This window comes from Bradyrhizobium sp. NBAIM08 (genome assembly GCF_020193935.1).
Taxonomy (GTDB): domain Bacteria; phylum Pseudomonadota; class Alphaproteobacteria; order Rhizobiales; family Xanthobacteraceae; genus Bradyrhizobium; species Bradyrhizobium yuanmingense.
In genome coordinates this window covers 1-398 of sequence record NZ_JADYVR010001042.1, presented here as the reverse complement: position 1 = coordinate 398, position 398 = coordinate 1, and the positions used below count along the sequence as shown (strand labels likewise).

Genomic DNA, 398 nt, shown 5'->3' with positions numbered 1-398 from the left:
CGGTAGCCCGACCCGGCGGCGGCCGGCCTTCGACTTGGGCAGTCCGTCGTCCTCGGTGATCTGCACCCACGACGGACACCAGCCGGCCTTCTTGCCACAGGGCACCTTGCAGCCGTGCTCGTACTCCGGCCGTAGCCGGCTGGCACGGATGCGGATGATGCCGGCGTGCAGGTCGACGTCGGGCCAGTGCAGTCCGAGCACCTTGGCGCATGCCGAGCGCGAGTGCGACGGCCCATCGTGCGGCGTTCCGCCGTTCGCTGGCGGCCTGCAAGATCAGCCGGACCTCCTCGATCGTGTACGGCTCGACCTCCTCCTGCTCGACCCGCGGTGGGCGCGCCAGAGCGGCGACGTTCTGTGCGATCTGCCGCCGGCGCACCGCCTCCCCGAGTGCCGTGCGC

General features: G+C 71.9%; 2 protein-coding genes. One reads left to right on the top strand and one right to left on the bottom strand.

Annotation, left to right across the window (positions count from 1 at the left end):
- Positions 1-201, bottom strand: a 201-nt coding sequence (locus I6F37_RS43370) for a hypothetical protein (protein WP_225154890.1), incomplete at its 3' end; no start/stop codon positions are given.
- A gap of 8 nt (positions 202-209) precedes the next feature.
- Here I6F37_RS43370 and I6F37_RS43365 point away from each other — a divergent pair.
- Positions 210-398 (top strand): hypothetical protein (locus tag I6F37_RS43365; protein WP_225154889.1); only part of this gene is annotated, 189 nt, incomplete at its 3' end.